The organism is Thalassococcus halodurans (assembly GCF_900108225.1).
Classification (GTDB): Bacteria; Pseudomonadota; Alphaproteobacteria; order Rhodobacterales; family Rhodobacteraceae; genus Thalassococcus; species Thalassococcus halodurans.
This window is the reverse complement of record NZ_FNUZ01000002.1, coordinates 894390-915560: the sequence shown is the minus strand read 5'-3', so window position 1 is coordinate 915560 and position 21171 is coordinate 894390. Positions and strand designations below refer to the sequence as shown.

General features: G+C 57.0%; 20 protein-coding genes. 12 read left to right on the top strand and 8 right to left on the bottom strand.

What is annotated here, in order from left to right:
* Positions 1–10 precede the first annotated feature (10 nt).
* The 4 genes from C4S59_RS09425 to C4S59_RS09410 all read right to left on the bottom strand — a co-directional run bounded on the left by C4S59_RS09425 (position 11) and on the right by C4S59_RS09410 (position 5108).
* The gene (locus tag C4S59_RS09425; RefSeq protein ID WP_103910185.1) at positions 11–1066 is read right to left on the bottom strand and encodes a YeeE/YedE family protein; all 1056 of its coding nucleotides are present in this window, start codon (positions 1064–1066) and stop codon (positions 11–13) included.
* Positions 1067–1284: 218 nt separating this feature from the next.
* Entirely contained in the window at positions 1285–2265 is a 981-nt protein-coding gene (locus C4S59_RS09420; protein ID WP_103910184.1) for an ABC transporter permease, read from the bottom strand.
* On the bottom strand, positions 2258–3295 hold the full coding sequence (locus tag C4S59_RS09415) for an ABC transporter permease (protein ID WP_103910183.1): 1038 nt from the start codon (positions 3293–3295) through the stop codon (positions 2258–2260). Before C4S59_RS09415 ends, C4S59_RS09420 begins: the two co-directional genes overlap by 8 nt.
* Positions 3296–3401: 106 nt before the next feature.
* Positions 3402–5108 carry a peptide ABC transporter substrate-binding protein gene (locus tag C4S59_RS09410; RefSeq protein WP_103910182.1) on the bottom strand — a complete coding sequence of 569 codons (1707 nt, stop codon included), beginning with the start codon at positions 5106–5108 and terminating at the stop codon, positions 3402–3404.
* A 439-nt stretch (positions 5109–5547) separates the two neighbouring features.
* Here C4S59_RS09410 and C4S59_RS09405 point away from each other — a divergent pair, with 439 nt between their 5' ends.
* The 4 genes from C4S59_RS09405 to mltG all read left to right on the top strand — a co-directional run bounded on the left by C4S59_RS09405 (position 5548) and on the right by mltG (position 10757).
* Positions 5548–7368 (top strand): ABC transporter ATP-binding protein, encoded by a 1821-nt coding sequence (locus tag C4S59_RS09405; protein WP_103910181.1) that lies wholly within the window; start codon positions 5548–5550, stop codon positions 7366–7368.
* Positions 7369–7433: 65 nt separating this feature from the next.
* Positions 7434–8231 carry a glycosyl transferase gene (locus C4S59_RS09400; protein WP_103910180.1) on the top strand — a complete coding sequence of 266 codons (798 nt, stop codon included), beginning with the start codon at positions 7434–7436 and terminating at the stop codon, positions 8229–8231.
* 113 nt (positions 8232–8344) lie between these two features.
* Positions 8345–9604 (top strand): beta-ketoacyl-ACP synthase II, encoded by a 1260-nt coding sequence (fabF, locus tag C4S59_RS09395; RefSeq protein ID WP_103910179.1) that lies wholly within the window; start codon positions 8345–8347, stop codon positions 9602–9604.
* Between the two features lies 1 nt (position 9605).
* Positions 9606–10757 carry an endolytic transglycosylase MltG gene (gene mltG / locus C4S59_RS09390; RefSeq protein ID WP_103910178.1) on the top strand — a complete coding sequence of 384 codons (1152 nt, stop codon included), beginning with the start codon at positions 9606–9608 and terminating at the stop codon, positions 10755–10757.
* A 75-nt stretch (positions 10758–10832) separates the two neighbouring features.
* On the opposite strand, the gene C4S59_RS09385 is transcribed toward mltG, so the two are convergent.
* Both C4S59_RS09385 and C4S59_RS09380 read right to left on the bottom strand, forming a co-directional pair.
* Positions 10833–11825, bottom strand: coding sequence for a hypothetical protein (locus tag C4S59_RS09385; protein WP_103910177.1), 993 nt, complete (start codon positions 11823–11825; stop codon positions 10833–10835).
* Positions 11826–11971: 146 nt separating this feature from the next.
* Complete coding sequence (locus tag C4S59_RS09380; protein ID WP_103910176.1) at positions 11972–12721, bottom strand: YebC/PmpR family DNA-binding transcriptional regulator; 750 nt, start codon at positions 12719–12721, stop codon at positions 11972–11974.
* Positions 12722–12850: 129 nt separating this feature from the next.
* On the opposite strand from C4S59_RS09380, the gene C4S59_RS09375 reads away from it, so the two are divergent.
* From C4S59_RS09375 to C4S59_RS09340, 8 genes are all read left to right on the top strand, one after another.
* Positions 12851–13444, top strand: coding sequence for a LysE/ArgO family amino acid transporter (locus tag C4S59_RS09375; protein WP_103910175.1), 594 nt, complete (start codon positions 12851–12853; stop codon positions 13442–13444).
* Between the two features lie 44 nt (positions 13445–13488).
* The gene (locus tag C4S59_RS09370) at positions 13489–14400 is read left to right on the top strand and encodes a DMT family transporter (RefSeq protein WP_234994724.1); all 912 of its coding nucleotides are present in this window, start codon (positions 13489–13491) and stop codon (positions 14398–14400) included.
* A 108-nt stretch (positions 14401–14508) separates the two neighbouring features.
* Positions 14509–14706, top strand: a complete 198-nt coding sequence (locus tag C4S59_RS09365) for a hypothetical protein (RefSeq protein ID WP_103910174.1) — start codon at positions 14509–14511, stop codon at positions 14704–14706.
* Positions 14707–14910: 204 nt separating this feature from the next.
* Positions 14911–16374, top strand: coding sequence for a betaine-aldehyde dehydrogenase (gene betB, locus C4S59_RS09360; protein WP_103910173.1), 1464 nt, complete (start codon positions 14911–14913; stop codon positions 16372–16374).
* 32 nt (positions 16375–16406) lie between these two features.
* The gene (gene betA / locus C4S59_RS09355) at positions 16407–18047 is read left to right on the top strand and encodes a choline dehydrogenase (protein ID WP_103910172.1); all 1641 of its coding nucleotides are present in this window, start codon (positions 16407–16409) and stop codon (positions 18045–18047) included.
* Between the two features lie 69 nt (positions 18048–18116).
* Positions 18117–18755 (top strand): thermonuclease family protein, encoded by a 639-nt coding sequence (locus C4S59_RS09350; protein WP_234994723.1) that lies wholly within the window; start codon positions 18117–18119, stop codon positions 18753–18755.
* A gap of 97 nt (positions 18756–18852) precedes the next feature.
* Positions 18853–19089, top strand: coding sequence for a YdcH family protein (locus tag C4S59_RS09345; protein ID WP_103910171.1), 237 nt, complete (start codon positions 18853–18855; stop codon positions 19087–19089).
* 177 nt (positions 19090–19266) lie between these two features.
* Complete coding sequence (locus tag C4S59_RS09340; protein ID WP_103910170.1) at positions 19267–19572, top strand: DUF4389 domain-containing protein; 306 nt, start codon at positions 19267–19269, stop codon at positions 19570–19572.
* Positions 19573–19581: 9 nt separating this feature from the next.
* Here the strand turns inward: C4S59_RS09340 and C4S59_RS09335 are convergent, their stop codons facing one another.
* Together C4S59_RS09335 and C4S59_RS09330 are read right to left on the bottom strand one after the other, a co-directional pair.
* Positions 19582–20097, bottom strand: a complete 516-nt coding sequence (locus C4S59_RS09335; RefSeq protein WP_103910169.1) for a glutathione peroxidase — start codon at positions 20095–20097, stop codon at positions 19582–19584.
* Between the two features lie 69 nt (positions 20098–20166).
* Positions 20167–21069 (bottom strand): hypothetical protein, encoded by a 903-nt coding sequence (locus C4S59_RS09330; protein ID WP_146064526.1) that lies wholly within the window; start codon positions 21067–21069, stop codon positions 20167–20169.
* Positions 21070–21171 lie beyond the last annotated feature (102 nt).

Below are 21171 nucleotides of genomic sequence, written 5' to 3'. Positions count from 1 at the left end.
TCCGGCCCGCTTATTCGGCGGGCTGGACTGCGTTCGGCGTTGCGCCGCGTGCGTTCAGGACGCGGTGGGTCAGAACACCGCCAACACCGATCGCTAGAATGGCCAGCAGGGCGGCAAAAGACAGGGTCGGAACACCGGCCAGACCGGCACCCACGGTGCAACCGCCAGCCAGAACACCACCCATACCCATCAGTGCGCCGCCAGCAATGTAGCGACCTGTTTCGGACGGGGCGCTAAAGCTTTGCCATTGGAACGATCCAAAGATCACCGCTGCAACCAGCGCGCCTGCCAGCGTGCCGCCGATCAGGCCCACGCCAAAGCCAGCGGGAATAGATGTCGAGGCGACGGTAAAGAACAATGTGTCAGCCCAAGGTGATGTGAAGGACAGTGTCTCCATCGCGATCGGATCGAATTCGTCCTGCAGGATGAACCCTGTACCAACCCAGCCAGCAGGAACCAGCAGGCCGATCAGAACCGCCATAACGACCAGTGTCACGCTGTTGCGGCCGCGCAGGCCCAGTGCCAGCGCACCAACGCCCAGAACGACGGCCCAGACGGCCGCGCCACCGGGAAGCTGTGCGAAGGACACGGCATCGCCCATCGGAACGGTGACGGCACCCAGCGACACGCGGATCGGGGCCAGCAGCCCCTTCAGTGTGGCATGTGCCACGATGGCGAAGACCAGCAAAACAGTCGCAGCGCGCAGGTTGCCGCTGGCTGTCAGAACGGTCAGGCGCGATACGCAGCCACGGGTCAGGACCATGCCGGCACCAAACAGAAGACCACCCACCAGAATGGCAAGGATCGGCAGGTCGGCGTTCATAAACCGGTGATCGGCGAAATCGATCAGGCCGAAGACGGCTGCGGCTTGGGTGCCCAGAATGGCGACGCCCAGTGCTGTCAGCCAGACACCCGACGCGGATTTCGCATCATCGCCAATCAGGCTGCGGCGGAAACAGAACTTTGTGCGCTCGGCCAAAAAGCCAAAGGCCAATCCCAGCAAGAGGGCAAAGCCGACAGCCACTTGGGGGGCTGTGTAGTTTTCGAAACCCAAACTCTCGAACATTCTGGATACTCCGGTGTCGCAGGTGTCAGTTCGCCCACTTAGTTAGGGCGTTTCCCGCTCATTCCAGAAAATCGGGGGCGGTTGCAAGTTCGCCTAATAAACAGGCGTTCGTGTCTTGGCGTCGGGTAGAACAAAGTGTTTTGCCAACTGGTCAAAAGCGGAACGCCTGATCCGGTTTTTGCGGATCAGGCGCTCGTTTGCCCTTATTTTACTGGTTTTCAGCGCCCGCGCATGCGGGGATCAAGCGCATCGCGCAAACCGTCGCCCAGATAGTTCACCGCCAGCACGGTCAACGAGATGGCGGTGCCAGGCAGGATCACCCGTTCGGGGAAGTCGACCATGCGGGGAACTGCGTCGGCCAGCATCTTGCCCCATGTCGGAAAATCCGAAGGAAATCCGACGCCTAGGAAGGACAGGGCGCTTTCCGTGATGATCGCTGTCGCAAGGCCAAGTGTGGCTGACACCATGATCGGAGACAGCACGTTTGGCAGAAGATGGCGGGTGATTGTTTTCCACGACGTGGTCCCGATAGAGCGTGCCGCCAGAATAAATTCCCGTTCCTTCAGTGTCAGGATATCGCCCCGCACGATCCGCGCGGTGGGCATCCAGCTGGTGATTCCGATGATCGTGACAATCAGAACAAACATCCCGCCTTCGGGGCCAAAGTTGGCACGAAGTGGTTGGCGGAACAGTGTCACGGCAACCAGCAGCAGGGGCAGGATTGGCAAGGATAGGAACAAGTCGGTCAGGCGCATCAAGGGGCCGTCCAGACGACGGAAGAAGCCCGCTGCAACGCCGACTGCCGTGCCAATCAGAAGCGACAGCAACATTGCTGCCCAGCCAACCGCCATGGACGCCCGTCCACCAGCCAGCATCTGCGCAAGCTGATCGCGACCAAGGTTGTCGGTGCCAAAGGGGTGGCCCCACGCCGTTTTGGCCGTGCTGTCCCAGATCGCGGTGTAGATCGGGCGCAGGTCCTTGTTCCGGATGTCGAGCTTTTGCGGATCAAGCGTCCAGATGTAAGGCCCGACTAAAACGGCAAGTGTGATGAAGATCAGGAAGAACCCGCCGATCATCGCGCCTTTGTGACGTTTCAACTGGTCCCAGATGTCCAGCCACTGGCTGCGTGGCGGGGCGAGGGGGCCTTTGTCCTGCAGGGCTGCAATGGCCTGAGGGTCTGTTGTCGCTGGCTCAGTCATAGCGGATCCTCGGGTCAAGTACGCCGTACAGGATGTCAGCGATCAGGTTGAAGGCGACAATCAGGAAGGCGAAGATAAACGTCAGCGTCATGACCATGGGAAGGTCGTTGGCGAAGAGCGCGGTGATCAGAAGCTGACCGATGCCGTTCACCTTGAACACGTTTTCCGTAATGATCGCGCCGCCAAAGATGCTCGGGACGCCAAGGGCGATGACGGTGATCACCGGGATCATCGAGTTGCGGAGCACGTGCACCGTGACCACGACGGCCTCGGACATGCCTTTGGCGCGGGCGGTGCGGACGTAATCCATATTCAGGTTATCAAGCATCGACGCGCGCATATAGCGGCTGATCTGTGCTGTGGTTTGCAGGGCCAGAACCATGACCGGCATGATCATCTGCTGCAGCTGGATCTTGAAGCTCGCCCAGTCATTCACGACGTGGGTGGTGTCATAGATTGACGGCAGCCAGCCCAGTTGGACTGAGAAAATCACGATCAGCAGAGGGCCGGTAAAGAAGGGCGGGATCGAAAAGCCGATCATCGTCACGAACGTGCCAGCTTGATCGAAAACCGAATACTGGCGATACGCGGAATAGACGCCGATCGGGATCGCGATCAGAACGCCGACCACATAAGCCAATGCAACGACCCACAGCGTTTGCGGAATACGCTGGATCACGATGTCCATCACCGGCGAACGGGTCTGCCACGAAATCACGCGCAGTTCGTTCTGGTAGAGGTTCGTGTCCGGCAACCAGCCCAACAGCCAGCTGTCCTGCGTGAGCCAGTCAATCAGGATTTTGGGTTCGATCCAGAGAACCTGAACCAACCACTTCCAGTATTGCACCAAGGGGGGCTGACCAAGCCCCAACGCCTCGCGCATTTGTTGTTTCACTTCGGGGGGGACGGTCAGTGGCACTTGGGCCATCGGATCGCCGGGGGCCAGTTGCAGCAGCATGAAGATCGCAAAACTGATAAACAGCAGCGTCGGGACCGCCAGAACCAGACGCCTGATCGTGAATGTCAGCATTTAGGCCAGCCAATTCGCATGTGTTGGAAAGGGCCGTCTGGCCCTAGGAGCAGATAGGAAAATACCGCGCCCCCGTTGGGGGGACGCGGTTATCGTCTGGAAAGGATTATTCCTTGATCCGGTACCAGTCGGCAGCGTTCCAAAGTTCGCTGTCCCATGTGTTCAGCTGAACACCACCCAGTGTCATTGCACGGGCAGAGACACGACCACGGTCAACCAGCGGAACGATTGTCATCGTTTCTTTGGTCAGTATGTCGTTCAGCTTTTTCGCGATTTCGCCGCGCTTTTCCAGCTCGCCTGTGCGGGCCAGTTCGTCCAGCAGCGCATCATACTCTTCGCTGCAGAAGCGGTTGATGTTTTCGCCCTGCCACTGCGAAGACGGTTTGGGTTCGTTGCCGCAACGGTACATGGACAGGTAGGACTGCGGGTCTGTGCCGTCGAAGTTGTTGGCGTACATTTCCACGTCTGCGTAGAACTTCTGGAATGTGTCGGGCGAGCCCGGGTCACCACCGAAGAAGACCGACGCATCGATGTTGCGCAGTTCTGTTTCCACACCGATTTCAGACCACCACTGTTTGATCAGCGCCTGGAAGTCCTGACGAACAGCGTTTGTTGATGTCTGGTACAGCAGGGACAGTTTAACGCCGTCCTTGTCGCGGATGCCGTCACCGTCGGTGTCGGTCCAGCCAGCACCTTCCAGCAGGGCCTTCGCGCCTTCGATGTCCTGTGTCAGACAGTCTGTGTTGTCGGACGCGTACAGGGCAGGGGCGGGAACCAGGTTACAAGTCGCACGACCGGCCTGACCGTAGCCGACTTCAACCAGCAGTTCGCGGTCAATCGCCATAGACAGCGCGCGGCGCACGGGTTCTTCCGAAAGGAAGGGGTGCGGTGCAGCAACGGTCGAACGCTCGCCTTCCGGAAGGTCCGGCGACGGGTTGGTCAGGTTCATTTCGATCCGTTCGACCAGCGTGCCGAATGCTGCGATCGGTTCGCCTTTGCCAGCGGCTGCCATTTGCGCCAGCACGTCGGGCGCCAGCTGCAGGTTCCAAGCGTAATCATATTCGCCTGTTTCCAGTACCGCACGACCGGATGCGGTTGCGTCACCGCCACCTTTGAAGTTCACAGTCGCGAATGCGGGCTTTGCCGGATCACGGTAGTTCTGGTTGGCTTCCAGCGAGATTACGTCGTTCGGGCGGAAGTCTGTCACGACAAACGGGCCCGTGCCGATGGGGTAGAAGTTTTGATCGGTACAGGACGATGCCGCCGCACCAACGCAGTTTTCAAACTGTGCTTTCTGGATGATCGGGGACTGACCGCCCATGAAAGGACCATAGGGGTTCGGGGTCGGCTGGCCGAATGTGACTTTGACTGTCAGATCGTCCAGTGCTTCTACAGATGTCACGCCGTCGAATTTGGCACGCTGCGCGCAGCCGCCTTCGGGGGACATGCAGTACTCGGCGGTAAATACAACGTCGGCTGCGGTCAGGGCAGAGCCGTCGGACCACTTCATGCCTTCCTTGATCTTCCATGTGATCGACGTCAGGTCGGCGGCCACGCCACCGTTTTCAACTGTCGGGATCTCTTCTGCAAGGTAGGGAACCAGAGCGCCGGTGGGGTCGTAACGACCGAGCGGCTCGATCACCAGCGATGCGGCTTCGATATCCTTCGTACCACCAGAGAGGTAGGGATTCATGATGGACGGAGCTTGCCAATAGATAATGTTCACTTGGCCGTCCGCGCCACGCTCGGCCATGGCGGCGGGCGCCATCGCGGAAGCGGCAACTGCGCCAAGCAGCAAAGATTTAAGTTTCATTGTAGTCTCCATGTTGGACATGCTTTTTTGATGTCTTTGATTTTGTTCTGAGATTTTAGGTGTTTGATTGGTCTGCAGGTTTGGCTGCAGTAGTCATTTTGCGTCATTCCCCATTTGACACGAGTTCACCATGCCAGCATCGAAAACCGCATCGACGTAAAAAGCAAGTGTTCCGATACACAAAATCTGCAAAAACTTGACTGGCTGGTCAGTAACCGCCTGAAAAAAGTTTAACTTTTGATCAAAAAATATTTTTTCAAGCAATGGTTGTGTGTAACGTGTTGGTATGACTGAATTTCGTGCAGGCGTTCGGGTGACGTAGCGTCGGCTTGCCTTTGTCCCGTCTGGTTTGACCGATTAGTCAAATGTTGGTTTGACAAGGGCGTCTGCCTTCGCCTTACTCGACGCACAACCGTCTAGACGAACCTTGGGGGACAATATGCTCGACGCGCCGATTGCACGGATTGAAAACCTACGGGTCGAGTTTGAAACAAAGGCCGGAACGGTCGTCGGTGTCGAGGACGTGTCGTTCGAAATCGCCTCGGGTGAAACGGTCTGTGTGGTCGGGGAATCAGGGTCGGGGAAATCAGTTTCGTCACTGTCTTTGATGCGCCTGATCGAATTCGGCGGTGGCACGATTGCCGGCGGCAAGCTGGTTTTTGACCGGAAAGAAGGCGGCGAGATCGATCTGGCCGAAGCCGAGCAATCCCTGATGCGCACGATTCGCGGCAATGAGATCGGGATGATCTTCCAAGAGCCGATGACAGCGCTGAACCCGGTGTTCACCATCGGCCGCCAGCTAACTGAAGGGCTGAAGGTGCATCGCGGTATGTCCGCGTCCGAGGCAGATGCGCGGGCGCTTGAACTGCTGCGCGAGGTGCGTATTCCGGAACCCGAACGCAGGTTGAAGCAATATCCGCACGAACTGTCTGGCGGTATGCGTCAGCGGGTCGTGATTGCGATGGCGCTTGCTTGTAAGCCGCGTTTGCTGATTGCCGACGAACCGACAACCGCGTTGGACGTGACCATTCAGGCTGAAATTCTGGCGCTTATTGACCGATTGAAGCGTGAAACAGGCACTGCGGTGATGTTCATCACGCATGATATGGCGGTTGTGGCGCAAATGGCTGACCGCGTTGTTGTCATGTTCCGCGGCAATAAGGTCGAAGAGGGGACCGTTGAGGAAATCTTCGAGAACCCCAAGCATCCCTATACTCAGGCGCTGTTGGCCGCTGTCCCGCGTTTGGGCGAGATGACGGGCACCGATTATCCCAAGCCTATGAAGCTGGTCGGTTCGAACGCTGCAGAACCAGAGCCGATCATCGGATCGGACGAAACGCTGCTTGAGGTCAAAGGCCTGACCACGCGCTTTCCTGTGAAGGGCGGCTTTTTCCGTCAGACGGTGGCCAACGTGCACGCGGTCGAGGATTTGTCCTTCAGTATACCCAAAGGCCGCACGCTGAGCCTTGTTGGTGAATCGGGCTGCGGAAAATCCACGGCGGGGCGGTCGATCCTGCGACTGGTCGAGCCGATGAAGGGCAGCGTCAAACTGGATGGTCTGGATATTCTTGGTCAGTCCGACCGTGATCTTCGTAAGGCGCGCGCCGACATGCAGATGATCTTCCAAGACCCGTTTGCATCGCTCAACCCTCAGATGAAGTTGGCTGACCAAGTATCTGAGCCAATGGAAAATTTTGGGATGTACTCGGCTTCCGAGCGTATGGATCGCGTGGCTGCGCTTTTCGACCGTGTGGAGCTGCCGCGCAGCTTTATGCAGCGCTATCCGCACGAATTATCGGGCGGTCAGCGACAGCGGATCGCGATTGCGCGGGCCTTGGCTCTGAACCCCAAACTGATCGTGGCGGATGAGGCTGTGTCTGCCTTGGACGTTTCGGTACAGGCGCAGGTCGTGAACCTGATGATGGAGCTTCAGTCCGAACTGAACCTGTCTTATCTGTTCATCAGCCATGATATGGCCGTGGTGGAACGTGTCAGCCACGACGTCGGCGTGATGTATCTGGGGCGGATCGTCGAAATCGGGCCGCGTCGCGCCGTATTCGAAAACCCGCAGCACCCCTATACGCAGGCTTTGATGAAGGCTGTGCCCATCGCGGACCCACGCAAGCGGAAGCAGGAAAAAGACCTGAACTTCAAGCCGATCCCGTCGCCCATCCATCCCGTTGGCTATGAGCCCGTGAAAAACGAATACAAAGAGGTCGGACCGGGACACCGTGTTCTGATTTCGGACAGCGGATATTGATCGGTTGTGCGAAATCCGCGTGCTCTGACTGGTGTCGCGGGTAAGGGCCTGCTAAGGCGCGCGCCATGAACACTGTGAACGTCATATGCATTAAGTGGGGCACAGCCTTTGGCCCTGAGTACGTGAACCGCCTGTATTCGGGCGTGCGCCGCAATATGTCGCGGCCGATCCGGTTCATGTGCATGACCGATGTGACAGATGGCCTGCATCCCGATATCGAGGTGCTGGACCTGCCCACCGAACCGTTTCGCAAGGAAATGGATGCGGCGCTGGCCGTGGCCAACCGGCAGGGAGCGATGCGCAAGACGTCGCTTTTTAAAGAAGGCCTGATCCCCGATCTGGAAGGGCCTGTTCTGGGCTTTGATCTAGACGTTGTAATCACAGGCAATCTGGACGAAATCCACGACATGGCACCGGGCAAGGTTGCCATGCGCCACGACTGGACCGAAAAGCGCAAAGGGCGGCCTACGGGGCATGGCTCTGTTTTCCGCTATGATCCTGCGTTGCATGGGTTTTTGTACGACGATCTGGCCGCAAACCCTTATGCCGAGGTGGAAAAAGCGCGCGGGTCCGAGCAGCGCTATACCTCTCATAAAGCCATGGATCGCGGTGTCTTCGAATACATCCCCGAGCCGTGGGTTGTCAGCTTTAAGTACGATTGCAATCCGTTTCCGCGGAACTGGTTTACCCCGCCTCAATTGCCCGAAGATGCGCGTGTCGTGTGCTTCCATGGGCGTCCGAAAATGACGGATGCTTTGGGCGGATACACAGGATCGTTCATTCGCTATTCCAAACCCTGCGACTGGCTGCAGGATCACTGGATCGACCGAACCAAGGCCGATCTGGGTGCGGAATGGGGCTGAAAACCTGACGTAGGTGGTCGCAATCCCGCCTGCGCGCTTGCTTACACTTGCTCCCCCCGCCCTTGGCAGGGTAAGAGCAAATCAACAAAATTCATATCATGAGGACAGCAGTCATGCGTCGCGTCGTAGTAACCGGATTGGGTCTTGTCACACCGCTGGCCAGTGGGGTCGAAGCAACATGGGAACGCCTGCTGGACGGTCAGTCCGGCGCGGGTACCATCACCAAATTCGATGCAAGCCATCTGGCCACCACTTATGCCTGCGAAGTCAAACACGGCGATGGCACAGACGGTACGTTCAATCCTGATGAGTGGATGGACAAGAAAGAGCAGCGTAAAGTTGATGATTTCATTCTTTACGGGATCGCGGCTGCAGAAATGGCCGTTAACGATGCAGACTGGCACCCCGAAGATCAGGAAAGCCTGGAGCGCACGGGTGTCATGATCGGTTCCGGTATCGGTGGTCTGAACTCGATCGCCGAAACCGCCTACCTGATCCGCGACAAAGGCCCGCGCCGCGTTTCGCCGTTCTTTATTCCCGGTGCTCTGATCAACCTGATTTCGGGCAACGTTTCCATCCGTCATGGCTTTAAAGGCCCGAACCACTCTGTCGTAACCGCATGTTCGACAGGCGCGCACGCTATCGGTGATGCGGCGCGCATGATCAAATACGGTGATGCAGACGTGATGGTTGCCGGTGGTGCCGAAGCGGCGATCTCTGAGATCGGCATCGCGGGCTTTAACGCCTGTAAGGCGCTGTCGACCAAGCGTGGCGATGACCCCAAAGCGGCCAGCCGTCCCTATGACGCAGACCGCGACGGTTTCGTTATGGGCGAGGGCGCAGGCATTGTTGTTCTCGAAGAATACGAGCACGCCAAAGCGCGTGGTGCGAAAATCTATGCCGAAGTTTGCGGCTATGGCCTGTCCGGCGACGCCTACCACATCACCGCGCCGTCCTCTGACGGTGAAGGCGGCGAACGCTCTATGCGTGCGGCGCTGAAAGACGCGGGTCTTCAGGCATCTGATATCGACTACATCAACGCGCACGGCACATCGACCATGGCTGACGTCATCGAACTGGGCGCTGTTGAACGCCTGCTGGGTGATGCGGCGGCAACGGCCACCATGTCGTCGACGAAATCCGCGACGGGTCACCTTTTGGGTGCTGCTGGCGCGATTGAGGCTGTGTTCTCGATCCTTGCGATCCGCGATCAGGTGGCACCGCCGACCATCAACCTTGAGACACCGGCCGTTGAAACGCCTATCGATCTGGCCCCCAACGCCAAGCGTGAGCGGGAGATCAATTATGCTCTGTCCAACAGCTTTGGCTTTGGTGGCACGAACGCCAGCGTGATCTTCGGCAAGGTCAGCTGATATGTGGCGCAACATCGCTTCTAACGCGATGACGTTCCTCGTCGTCGGGGTTTTCCTGTTCGGCGGTCTGATCATCTGGGCGCAGAAAGAATACACATCGGCAGGGCCACTGGCCCAACCGATCTGTGTCGAGGTGCCACGCGGCACCAACATGACACGCGTTTCCGAAAACCTTGCAGAGCAGAACGCCGTATCGTCGGCCGCGCTGTTCCGCATGGGCGCGGATTACGCAAAGAAAACGCAAGACCTGAAGGCAGGGTCGTACCTTGTGCCTGAGGGGGCTTCGATGTCTGAAATCGTTGATATCGTCACCCGTGGTGGCGCGTCGACATGCGGCACCGAGGTTGTGTACCGCATCGGTGTAAACGCGGCTTCAGTTGAAGTGCGTGAACTCGATCCTGCGACTGGTCGCTATGTCGAACTGGTCAAGTTCGACCCGGAAGCTGACGAAGTTCCTGCCGAATACACGGCTGTCAAAGCCGAAGGTGACACGCGCTTCCGCATTCTTCTGGCCGAGGGTGTTACCAGCTGGCAGGTCGTGAACGAGCTGGGGCAGATTGATGTGCTGGAGGGCACTGTTGACGTCCCCGCCGAGGGCAGCCTTGCGCCTGACAGCTATGAGGTCACCGTTGGTGCCACACGCGCCAGCCTGATCGAACGGATGCAATCCAGTCAGGAACGCATTCTGGCCGAGGCATGGGCAAACCGCGCAGATAATCTGCCGCTGAACAGCCCTGAAGAGGCGTTGATCCTTGCGTCGATCGTTGAAAAAGAAACAGGCGTGTCCAGCGAACGTCCGCAGGTCGCGTCGGTCTTTATCAACCGTCTGAACACCGGCATGCGTCTGCAAACGGACCCGACCGTGATCTACGGCATCACCAAAGGTGAGGGCGTGTTGGGCCGTGGTCTGCGCCAGTCCGAATTGCGCGGCGCGACGCCCTACAACACCTATGTGATCGAAGGCCTGCCGCCGACACCCATCGCCAACCCGGGTCGTGCGTCTATTGAAGCAGCGCTAAACCCGGCAGAGACGGATTACATCTTCTTCGTGGCTGACGGCACAGGTGGTCACGCCTTTGCAGTGACGCTGGATGAGCATAACCGCAACGTCGCGCGCTGGCGCGAGATCGAAGCGGAACGGGCGAACCAGTAGGGTTTGGCTCATATCAAACGAAAAAGGCGCAGTCCGTTGGCTGCGCCTTTTGCTTTGTGTGATCCGTATCGGAAACTAGGGAAGCGGGCCTAAAAAGCCGATGGTTGCAACGCGTCTGTCCTGACCGAAGTCGATCTCTGCTGTCCATTCAGAGGCGTCACCCTCGCCAGTCGGACAGATCGGAAGCTTGAACTGATCATCAGCGGCGTACACGCCAGCAGGCACATGGCCCAGTATCCTGACAACCTCGCCTCGGGTCAGACCTACTTTCAAGCCGGACGGTGTGGGCCAGTCCTCAGTGGCTGCGGTTATGCCTATGACTGCCTCATCCATCAGGCTGATCTCAAGCCCATGCGCGGTGATCTGATCTATTGGTAAACCTTGAGGCGTTGTGGCTGACGTGGCCTCGGGAGATCCGAGTTTTGCCAGAGACATGGCCGTGTCATATATCGTGACGCCGCCTAAGCTGAATTCGGATGCAGGCAGGCAGTCTTTTGGCCCGTTCGCGCCTTGTTGGCTGATCAGAAGTGGCGGCTCGGACACCTTGATCGCTTTGTCGATCCATGACAGCGCCAGATCGTCCCATTCATATCCGGCGGCTTCTTTCACATCATATATGGCACCACCAAAGCCAAAGCTGACAGTGTCAGGAACACATTCCAGCGTAGCCAGAGATTTCCCGTTCTTCGAGATGTCGATCCAACCGAAATGATGGGGGCCTTGCTCCATTTCTTCCTCGGTGAAGGGACGGTCAAAGCCGCCGCCGACCTGATAGGCATAGTCGCCATTGTAGAAGGTCACGCTTTCGAAAATGGCTTTACCGACGCCATGCCAAGGTTGGTAGTCGACCGTTGCGATTGGTTCGGTCAGGAACAGTTCGGGTGGTTTGCCCAGGGGGCCATAGCTGTAAGTGACTGTGTTATTGTCATAGCAGACGGAAACCTCGGTGTTGCGGCCTTCTATCCGACATGAATTGAAATCGTATTGCCCTTGCGGGCATTCCGCGTTCGCCGCCGTCGCGGTGAATAGGGTAAGGCATAAAAGGCCGGATCGAGGGTGGGAGGTCATGGAAATAGGCCTTGGTCTGAATGCATCAAAGTTCAGACACCTTGGGCGGGTTGCCCATTATTGTCCAGCGCAGCGCAAGGCGGTGACGCCAAACAAAAAACGCGACCCGAAGGCCGCGTTTTCCAAATCCGTCAGGATGAAGCGGATCAGCTGTCTTCCAGCTGGGCCATAACTTCGTCGGATGCTTCAAAGTTGGTTGTGACGCGCTGAACGTCATCGTCATCTTCCAGCGCATTGACCAGCTTCATCAGGGTCTGCATGCCGTCCAGATCCAGTTCCGTCGTTGTTGTCGGCTTCCAGATCAGGCGGGTGGATTCAGATTCACCCAGTTCGGCTTCAAGCGCGTTGGACACTTCGTTCAGGTCTGTGTCCGCACAATAGATGATGTGACCGTCTTCCGAGCTTTCGACGTCTTCTGCGCCGGCCTCGATCGCGGCCATCATGATGGTGTCGGCATCGCCTGCTGCGGGCAGGTACGTGATTTCACCCTTACGGTCGAACATGAATCCCACGGAACCGGTTTCGCCAAGGTTGCCACCGTTTTTCGAGAACGTGGAACGCACGGTTGACGCGGTGCGGTTGCGGTTGTCTGTCATCGTTTCGACGATCACGGCAACACCGTTCGGGCCGTAGCCTTCGTAACGGATTTCATCATAGGAATCCGCGTCGCCGCCTTGGGATTTCTTGATCGCGCGGTCGATCACGTCCTTGGGGACCGAGTTCGACTTGGCTTCTTTTACCGCCAGACGCAGACGCGGGTTCTTTTCCGGATCAGGGTCGCCCATTTTCGCGGCGACGGTGATTTCCTTTGAAAGTTTCGAAAACAGTTTCGAACGGGCGGCGTCTTGGCGCCCTTTGCGGTGCTGGATGTTCGCCCATTTTGAGTGGCCGGCCATAACGTTTCCCTTGCATCGAGTTCTTTGAATTTCGCCCGCTTCTATAGGGCAGGGAAGGTGCAAAGGGCAAGGGCGACTGGCGTCTGTCTGTGGGCTGGGATAAGTCCGACTGCGCAGAAGGAGAATTCGATGTCCGCCGCTCTTGCTGGATTTTCACTCGGTTTGTCCCTGATCCTTGCGATCGGGGCCCAGAATGCGTTCGTCCTGAAGTCCGGCCTGACGCGGCAGCACGTGTTTGCCGTGGTTCTGACTTGTGCTTTGTCGGATGCCGTATTGATTGCTGCCGGTGTCACAGGTTTCGGCGCATTGGCCGAACAGGTGCCGTGGCTAGAGTTTGCCATGCGCATCTTTGGCGCGGCTTTTCTGATTTACTACGGTGTCCGCAACCTGATTTCCGCATGGAAGGGCGGGGCGGCCATGGATCTGGCTGGCGGTGCGCCCAGTTTGCGGTCTGCATTGCTGACCTGTCTGGCGCTGACATGGCTGAACCCGCACGTCTATCTGGATACGGTTGTGTTGTTGGGCAGTATCGCGGCGCAGTTCGACAATAAGCTGGCCTTCGGTTTGGGGGCTTGCACGGCATCCTTCGTTTTCTTCTTTTCGCTTGGGTATGGCGCGCGCTTTCTTGCGCCGCTGTTCCGGCGTCCGGTGTCGTGGCGGATACTGGACTTGCTGATCGCCTGCGTCATGTTTGCAATTGCGGCGTCGCTTTTGTGGGAATGAATGCGGCTTGTGCAGCTTCGCGACTGCTGACTTGATAAGAAACCATGACCAAGCCCGATATGAACAGCAAAAGCCCGATTGCAGGCATCCTCTGGATGGTCATGACTGGCATTTGCTTTGTTATGGTCACGGCCTTGGTTAAAACACTGGGCGGATCGGTACCGGCCGCACAGAGCGCGTTCCTGCGCTATGTGCTAGGATTGGTGTTCCTTTTGCCGATCTGGCGCGAACTGCTCCAGACCCGTTTGACCAAGCGCCAGCTCGGATTGTTTGGAATCAGAGGCGCTGTTCACGCGGTCGGCGTGGCCTTCTGGTTTTTCGCAATGTCCCGCATTCCGATCGCCGAAGTGACGGCGATGAACTATCTGACACCGGTTTTCGTCACGATTTTGGCGGCGTTTTTCCTCGGAGAAAAGCTGGCTATTCGCCGAATACTTGCAATCGTCGCGGCGCTTGCCGGCGCGGCCTTGATCCTTCGTCCGGGGTTTCGTGTGTTGGATCCGGGGCATCTTGCAATGCTGGGGACGGCAACGATGTTTTCGGCGTCTTACCTGATCGCAAAGGTCGTGTCGGATGAGTTGGACGCTAAGATGGTTGTTGCCATGCTATCGATCACGGTGCCGATCGGACTGTTGCCTTTGGCGCTGATGGACTGGATTACCCCCAATTTTACGCAGGTTTTCATATTATTCGGCGTCGCTTTGTTTGCGACCGTCGGCCACTATACGATGACACGCGCCTTTGCCGCGGCCCCTGTATCCGTCACCCAGCCCGTGACATTCCTTCAGCTTGTCTGGTCTGTGATCATCGGCGCGCTGTTCTTTGCTGAACCGCCGGACAGCTTCGTTATTGCGGGCGGTGCCGTGATCATGGCGGCTGTCAGCTTCATCACTTGGCGCGAAGCGCGCGCGAAGAAGCGTGCAGTGACGCCGCTGGTGAATGCAACAAAGGGTTGAGTTCCCCCTGATTGTTGCGAAATCAGAAAATCGGCAGGATGTTTTCGCAAACTTGCCGCAATTGGCGCTGATCTTGAAGCCTGTGGAATGGGTAACAAGGAGTGCGAGATGTTTACAGACACCCACATGACAGACAGCTTTGGCGAGGTGCGCAGTTTCTTGCTGCGTGAACGCGACAAAGTTCTTTCCGAGGCAGAGTGGCGTTTCCGTATGCGGGGATATGGGTACAACGTCCGGAAAACCGACCACGGGTTCGAGGTCGCGCAACTACCAAAGAATGAAATCATCGGAACCATCGAGGAATAAGCTTTATGCTTTGCGAAGTACGTTAACCCGGCAGATCGTCTGCCGGGTTTTCTTTTGCTCGATCTCAACATTGATTGACTAGTCAATCAGAGTCACCTAGGGTCAGTCCAAACAACGGGCATCCGTGTGCTTTGTGTGCGCACTGGCTGCATTAATTCTGCAACTTTCTGAACGGGCGGCTCAGCCCTTTCGCGAGGGGACAAGATGACCGATCTTTATGAAACCCAGCCCACTGCCAGCCATTTCGTCGACGGAGCTTATCTTGAGGATACGAATGGCGATGTGATCGACGTGGTCTATGCGGCGACGGGCAAGGTGATTGCCAAGGTGCATGCTGCAACTGATGACGTCATTGCCAAAGCCATCGACAGCGCAAAACGCGCACAGGCGGAATGGGCAAAGGTGTCGCCGCGGGATCGGGGCCGCATTCTGACAAAGGCGGCGCATCTGATCCGCGAACGCAATCACGCGCTGTCTGTTCTGGAAACCTACGACACAGGTAAGCCTTTGCAGGAAACGCTGGTGGCGGATGCGACCTCGGCTGCGGATGCGCTGGAGTATTTCGGTGGTATCGCTGCCGGTTTGACCGGCGAACATATCCCGCTGGGCGAAGACTGGGCCTACACCGTGCGCGAACCCTTGGGGGTTTGTGTCGGGATCGGTGCATGGAACTACCCGACACAGATCGCCTGCTGGAAAGCCGCCCCTGCGCTGGCCTGCGGCAACGCGATGATTTTTAAGCCGTCCGAAACCACGCCGCTTTGCGCATTGAAAGTGGCTGAAATTCTGATCGAGGCCGGATTGCCCGCCGGTTTGTTCAACGTGGTGCAAGGCATGGGGCCGGTTGGTGCCGCGCTGACGACGCATCCGGATGTGGCAAAGGTGTCTTTGACCGGATCGGTTCCTACTGGGTCCAAGGTTTACGCGGCTGCAGCTGCTGGCCTGAAGCACGTGACAATGGAACTGGGTGGTAAATCCCCTTTGATCATCTTTGATGACGCCGATGTCGAAGACGCCGTCGGTGGTGCGATCCTTGGCAATTTTTACTCGACTGGCCAGATTTGTTCGAATGGCACGCGGGTATTTGTGCAAAGCGGTATCAAGCAGAAGTTCGTTGAACGTCTGGCCGAACGCTTGAAAGGCGTTGTCATGGGCGATCCGCAGGATGAGGCGACCAACTTTGGCCCGATGGTCAGCGCGCGCCAGCTTGAAATCGTCGAAGGTTATATCGCCAAAGGTCGGGAAGAAGGCGCCAAGCTGGTGACAGGTGGCGAACGTGTGGATCAGGACGGCTTCTGGATCACGCCTGCGGTGTTTGACGGTGTGACCGATGACATGACCATCGCGCGCGAAGAAATCTTTGGCCCGGTTCTGTCGGTGTTTGAATTTAGCGACGAAGACGAAGTGATCGCCCGTGCGAACGACACGGAGTTCGGCCTGTCCGCTGGTGTGTTTACCCGTGACTTCAGCCGTGCGCATCGCGTCGTTGCCCAGCTGCAGGCGGGTACGTGCTTTATCAACTCTTACAACGATGCGCCGGTCGAGGTGCCGTTTGGCGGGGTGAAGATGTCGGGTGTGGGGCGCGAAAACGCCAAGGCCGCGATCGAGCATTATTCGCAAATGAAGTCCGTCTACGTCCGCATGGGCCGCGTCGAAGCGCCGTTCTGAAACGCTGCGGCTGCTAATAAGTGAGATCGAAGATGGAAGCTGATTACATCGTTATCGGTGCGGGCAGCGGTGGCTGTGCCATGACCTACCGCCTTGCCGAGGCGGGAAAATCCGTGATCGTTATCGAACACGGCGGTTGGGACGGTGGCCCATTCATCCAGATGCCCGGCGCGCTAAGCTATCCGATGAATATGAAGGTCTACGACTGGGGCTATCAGTCCGAGCCCGAGCCGCATCTGGGCGGTCGTCGTCTGGCGACACCACGCGGCAAGGTGATGGGTGGATCATCCTCGATCAACGGGATGGTCTATGTGCGCGGTCATGCCCATGACTTTGATCATTGGCGTGATCAGGGCGCGGATGGTTGGGGCTATGCCGACGTGCTGCCGTACTTCAAGCGGATGGAGCAGTCGCACGGCGGACAGGTCGGTTGGCGGGGTACAGACGGCCCCCTGCATGTGTCCCGAGGCAAGCGCGACAACCCGCTGACGCAGGCCTTTGTCGAGGCCGGAATTCAGGCCGGATATGAGGCGACCGACGATTACAATGGCGAAAAGCAAGAGGGCTTTGGCCCGATGGAGGCGACGATTTTCAAAGGTCGTCGCTGGTCCGCTGCGACTGCCTATCTGCGTCCGGCGGAAAAGCTAGGCGCACAGGTGATCCGCGCCTTTGCGCGCCGTGTGGTGATGGAGAACGGCCGTGCGACTGGTGTTGAGGTCGAACTCAATGGACGGATCGAAGTTCTGAAAGCGCGGGCCGAAGTGATCATCGCGGCCTCGGCGCTGAATTCGCCCAAGCTGTTGATGCTGTCGGGCATTGGTCCTGCGAAACATCTGGCCGAACATGGAATCGACGTGGTCGCGGATCGCGCAGGCGTTGGCCAGAACCTTCAGGACCATCTAGAGCTTTATATCCAGATGGCCGCCAGCCAACCGGTCAGCCTGTTCAAATACTGGAACCTTCTGGGCAAGGCCTATGTCGGTGCGCGCTGGCTGCTGTTCAAAGACGGGCCCGGTGCATCGAACCAGTTCGAAAGCTGTGCATTCATCCGGTCGCAGGCGGGCGTGGATTATCCGGATATCCAGTATCACTTCATCCCGATCGCCGTGCGCTATGATGGCAAGGCCGCCGCCGAAGGCCACGGGTTCCAAGCCCATGTCGGCCCCATGAGGTCGCCGTCGCGCGGCGAGGTCACTTTGCGGTCTTCTGATCCGAAAGAAGCGCCGCGGATTTTCTTCAATTACATGAGCGAAGAAAAAGATTGGGAAGACTTCCGTCGCTGCATCCGTCTGACGCGTGAAATTTTTGAACAAGACGCGTTCCAGCCTTTCGTCAAACACGAAATCCAGCCCGGTGCCGATGTGCAAACCGATGACGAACTGGATGCATTCATTCGTGAACACGCCGAAAGCGCCTATCATCCCTGTGGCACCTGCCGCATGGGCCGTGCAGATGATCCCATGGCTGTGGTCGATACCGAGGGCCGTGTGATCGGCGTCGAAGGCCTGCGCGTGGCTGACAGTTCGATCTTCCCGCGGATTACCAATGGTAACCTGAATGGACCGTCGATCATGGTGGGCGAAAAGATCGCCGATCATGTGTTGGATCGCAGACTGCCATCCGAAAACGCCGAGCCTTGGGTGCACCCCGAGTGGAAAACCGCTCAGCGTTAACGAAAGTTACCTAATTCCGTTGAACTCGACATGGCGTTAACAGATGTTGCCGCCATGTTAAGAATCCTCTTGCCACTACTGTTCTCTGCCTCGATCGCGCACGCTGATTTTTACGGCCGTATCAATGTGATAGACGGCGATACCTTTGATGTCGGATCGGTCCGCGTCAGATTGCATGCCGTCGATGCGCCAGAGTTTGACCAGACCTGTAAACGCTCTGACGGGGCAGAATGGGCCTGCGGTCAGTGGGTGACTGATGAGGTGCGCAAAAGGGTGCAGGGCAAGCGCGCCAGTTGCCATGCGGTGACCGTGGACCGGTATGATCGCACCGTTGCCAAATGCGAAGTGCAGGGCCGTGATCTCGGGCAATGGCTTGTGTCTGACGGACTGATTTTTTCCTTCCCCCGCTACGGGCAGGATTACGTCGCCACGGAAAAAGAGGCGCTGGTCGCCGGGCGCGGGCTTCATGCAAGCGAGGTCCAGTCTCCTTCCGAATACCGTGCGGAAAAGCGGGCCGTGTCGGTGCAAATTGCGCCGCAGGCAAACTGTGTGATCAAGGGCAATATCAGCAGCAAGGGTACGCGGATTTATCACATGCCGGGGCAGGCGGATTATGCCAAGACCCAGATATCCGAGCGCAAGGGTGAACGCTGGTTCTGTTCAGAGGCCGAAGCTCAATCTGCAGGCTGGCGCAGGGCCGCGCGATAAGTTTTCAAAGTTTTTAGCGCAATTTGATCGGGATCAAACACCCGTGCGGCCTGACGTGCGATCTTCCTCTTGAACAAGTTGAGAATAGGAGACGCAGGTGTCCAACACGCCGCATGAACTCGCCGCTGAATTCCCGGAATTCGCAGACAAAATGAGCGCACTGAAACAGTCTGACGCGCATTTTGCGAAACTGGCTGACACGTACCACGAAGTGAACCGTCAAGTGCACCGTGCCGAAACGAACGTCGAGCCGATGGAGCAGTTGGCCGAAGACCAACTACGCAAACAGCGCGCAGCGTTGAAAGACGAAATTTACAATATTCTAAAGGCCTAACTTCCCCCTCTAAGGTCTTTGAAAACCCCGCGTCTGATTATTCAGGCGCGGGGGTATTTTTTGGCAGATTCGTATGCGGCTGGGGGTATTTGTAGTCGTATTGATAGCTTTCTGTGGCGAAGTTGCGGGAAAAGAAGTAGCGTTACAGGCATTCTTTTGCAGAATTGAGGTCGCAAAATGACTTACAATGATGACGACAAAATTGACGGGCGCGTCTATGGCGAACAGCCCGAAGTTAAAGCCGACGGCATGGGTAGCCGCGTTCTGTATATGATCCTGATCTGGCTGATGCTGAGCTTGGCGCAAACCGTTCTGACGGTCGCAACGGTTATTCAATTGGCCATCATGCTGGTGAGCAATCACAAGCCGAACGAACGGTTGGCTGAATTCGGCACGGACTTGGGGGTCTGGATGGCCAAGGCCGCCCGCTATCAAACGGGCGCGTCCGATGTGAAACCTTGGCCGTGGACCGAACTGGACTGAACCAACAGATCAGGACAGGCCGGCTTCGATCAGGTCGGTGATGGGTTGAGCGAGTGGTCGGGTCATTGATCCGAATGTCCCGACCACGGCGCCATCGGGACCGATCAGGATTTTGTTGAAATTCCACGCGGGCTCGAACCCCGTTTCACTTTTGACCCATTTAAAAAACGGATGCGCCTGATCGCCCCGAACATGGGTGATGTCGGTCATCGGCATATCAAGGTCAAAGTTCAATTCGCAGAAATCTTTGACCTGCTCGGCAGTTTTCAATTCCTGCCGGAAATCATTGCTGGGGACCGCCAGCACGACCAGACCCTGATCACGATACTTATCGTAGAGCACCTGCAGCGCATCGTATTGCGGTGTGAACGCGCAGCGAGAGGCCGTGTTGACCACAAGGACGGGCCGCCCAGCGTAATCGGCCAGATCAATGTCGCCACCATCGATGGAGGGAAAGACAAACCGTTCTGCCGCGAGCGCAGGCAAGGCAAAAACAATTAAAAGAATGCTTAGTAGTTTACGCATTGAAGGCCTCCTTGGACGCAATTTAGCGCCCAAGTAAGCAAGTCAATCTGTAAGGGTTAAAAGCTGAGATTATTTAATGGCTTCAATCAGTTTTTGTCGCTGTTGGCTTATGTGGTTTTTGTCGTTGTGTTTCTGCGGGCTACCACAATTCAAAGGTGCCGCAGAGGGATTTTCTCCGCCATCCTGTGTTTTAAAGGCGGCGTCACAGGCCTTTTGGATATGGAATAGTAACGCCAGACGCCGTTGCTGGCCTAAGGACCAACTTGCCGTGTCTTTTCGGGTTGCCGAAGCTTTCTTGGCGGCATCGAGAACCTGTTCAAAGTAGCGCCGGTCCGTCGCGTCACGGCTGGTCGGCTCGCCATAAGCGTATTGAGCGTTCAATAGCTGAACGAGCTTTTCGCAGTCGGGACCTTCGCAGCTTTCGCTGACGGCAGAGCCGTAGGCGTATATGGCATCGCGGTAGGTTGCGGCTCCACGGCGGACGACGGGAAACAGCTCTTTCATGCGATCGTAAAGGCGGGTCATTGCCGGGATATCCAGATCAACAATATCTTCGGCGGTTTCATCCAGATTCAGCTGAATAATCAGTTCCTTGGATAGGCGGTACATTTGTTTCTGTACGTCATAGCCAAGTGATTCAAAGGCATATTGTGTGGGTTCTGGTTCAGTCAGGGCCGTCGGGTTTTTGCCTGCCGCAATGTATAGTTCCGCAAGCGCTTTTTGAGTGAAGTTGATCCGACTGATTATGTTCGTTTTGTCCTGTCCATCATCGCTTGTTTCTAAAGCAAGTGGAGCCACGATGGCGAAAGCGATCAGATAACGGTCTGCGCGTTGTTCTTGCGTGACAGCTGTCAGTCGTTTGTTGAAATGTGGGGCAACAAAGCCGTCTGGTTCGTAAAGCTCGTCTTTGACGCTTGAACATGACGCCAGAAAAACGAGGGGCGCTGCCAATGAGGCTTTTCGTAAATTCATCCGTAACTCCAATCACATCCCGAAATGGGGATATGATTGCAATTCTGGGTTGTGTCGTCAATCGGTGACGGCCGTGAAGCACTGGGCAGTCACCGATTATTT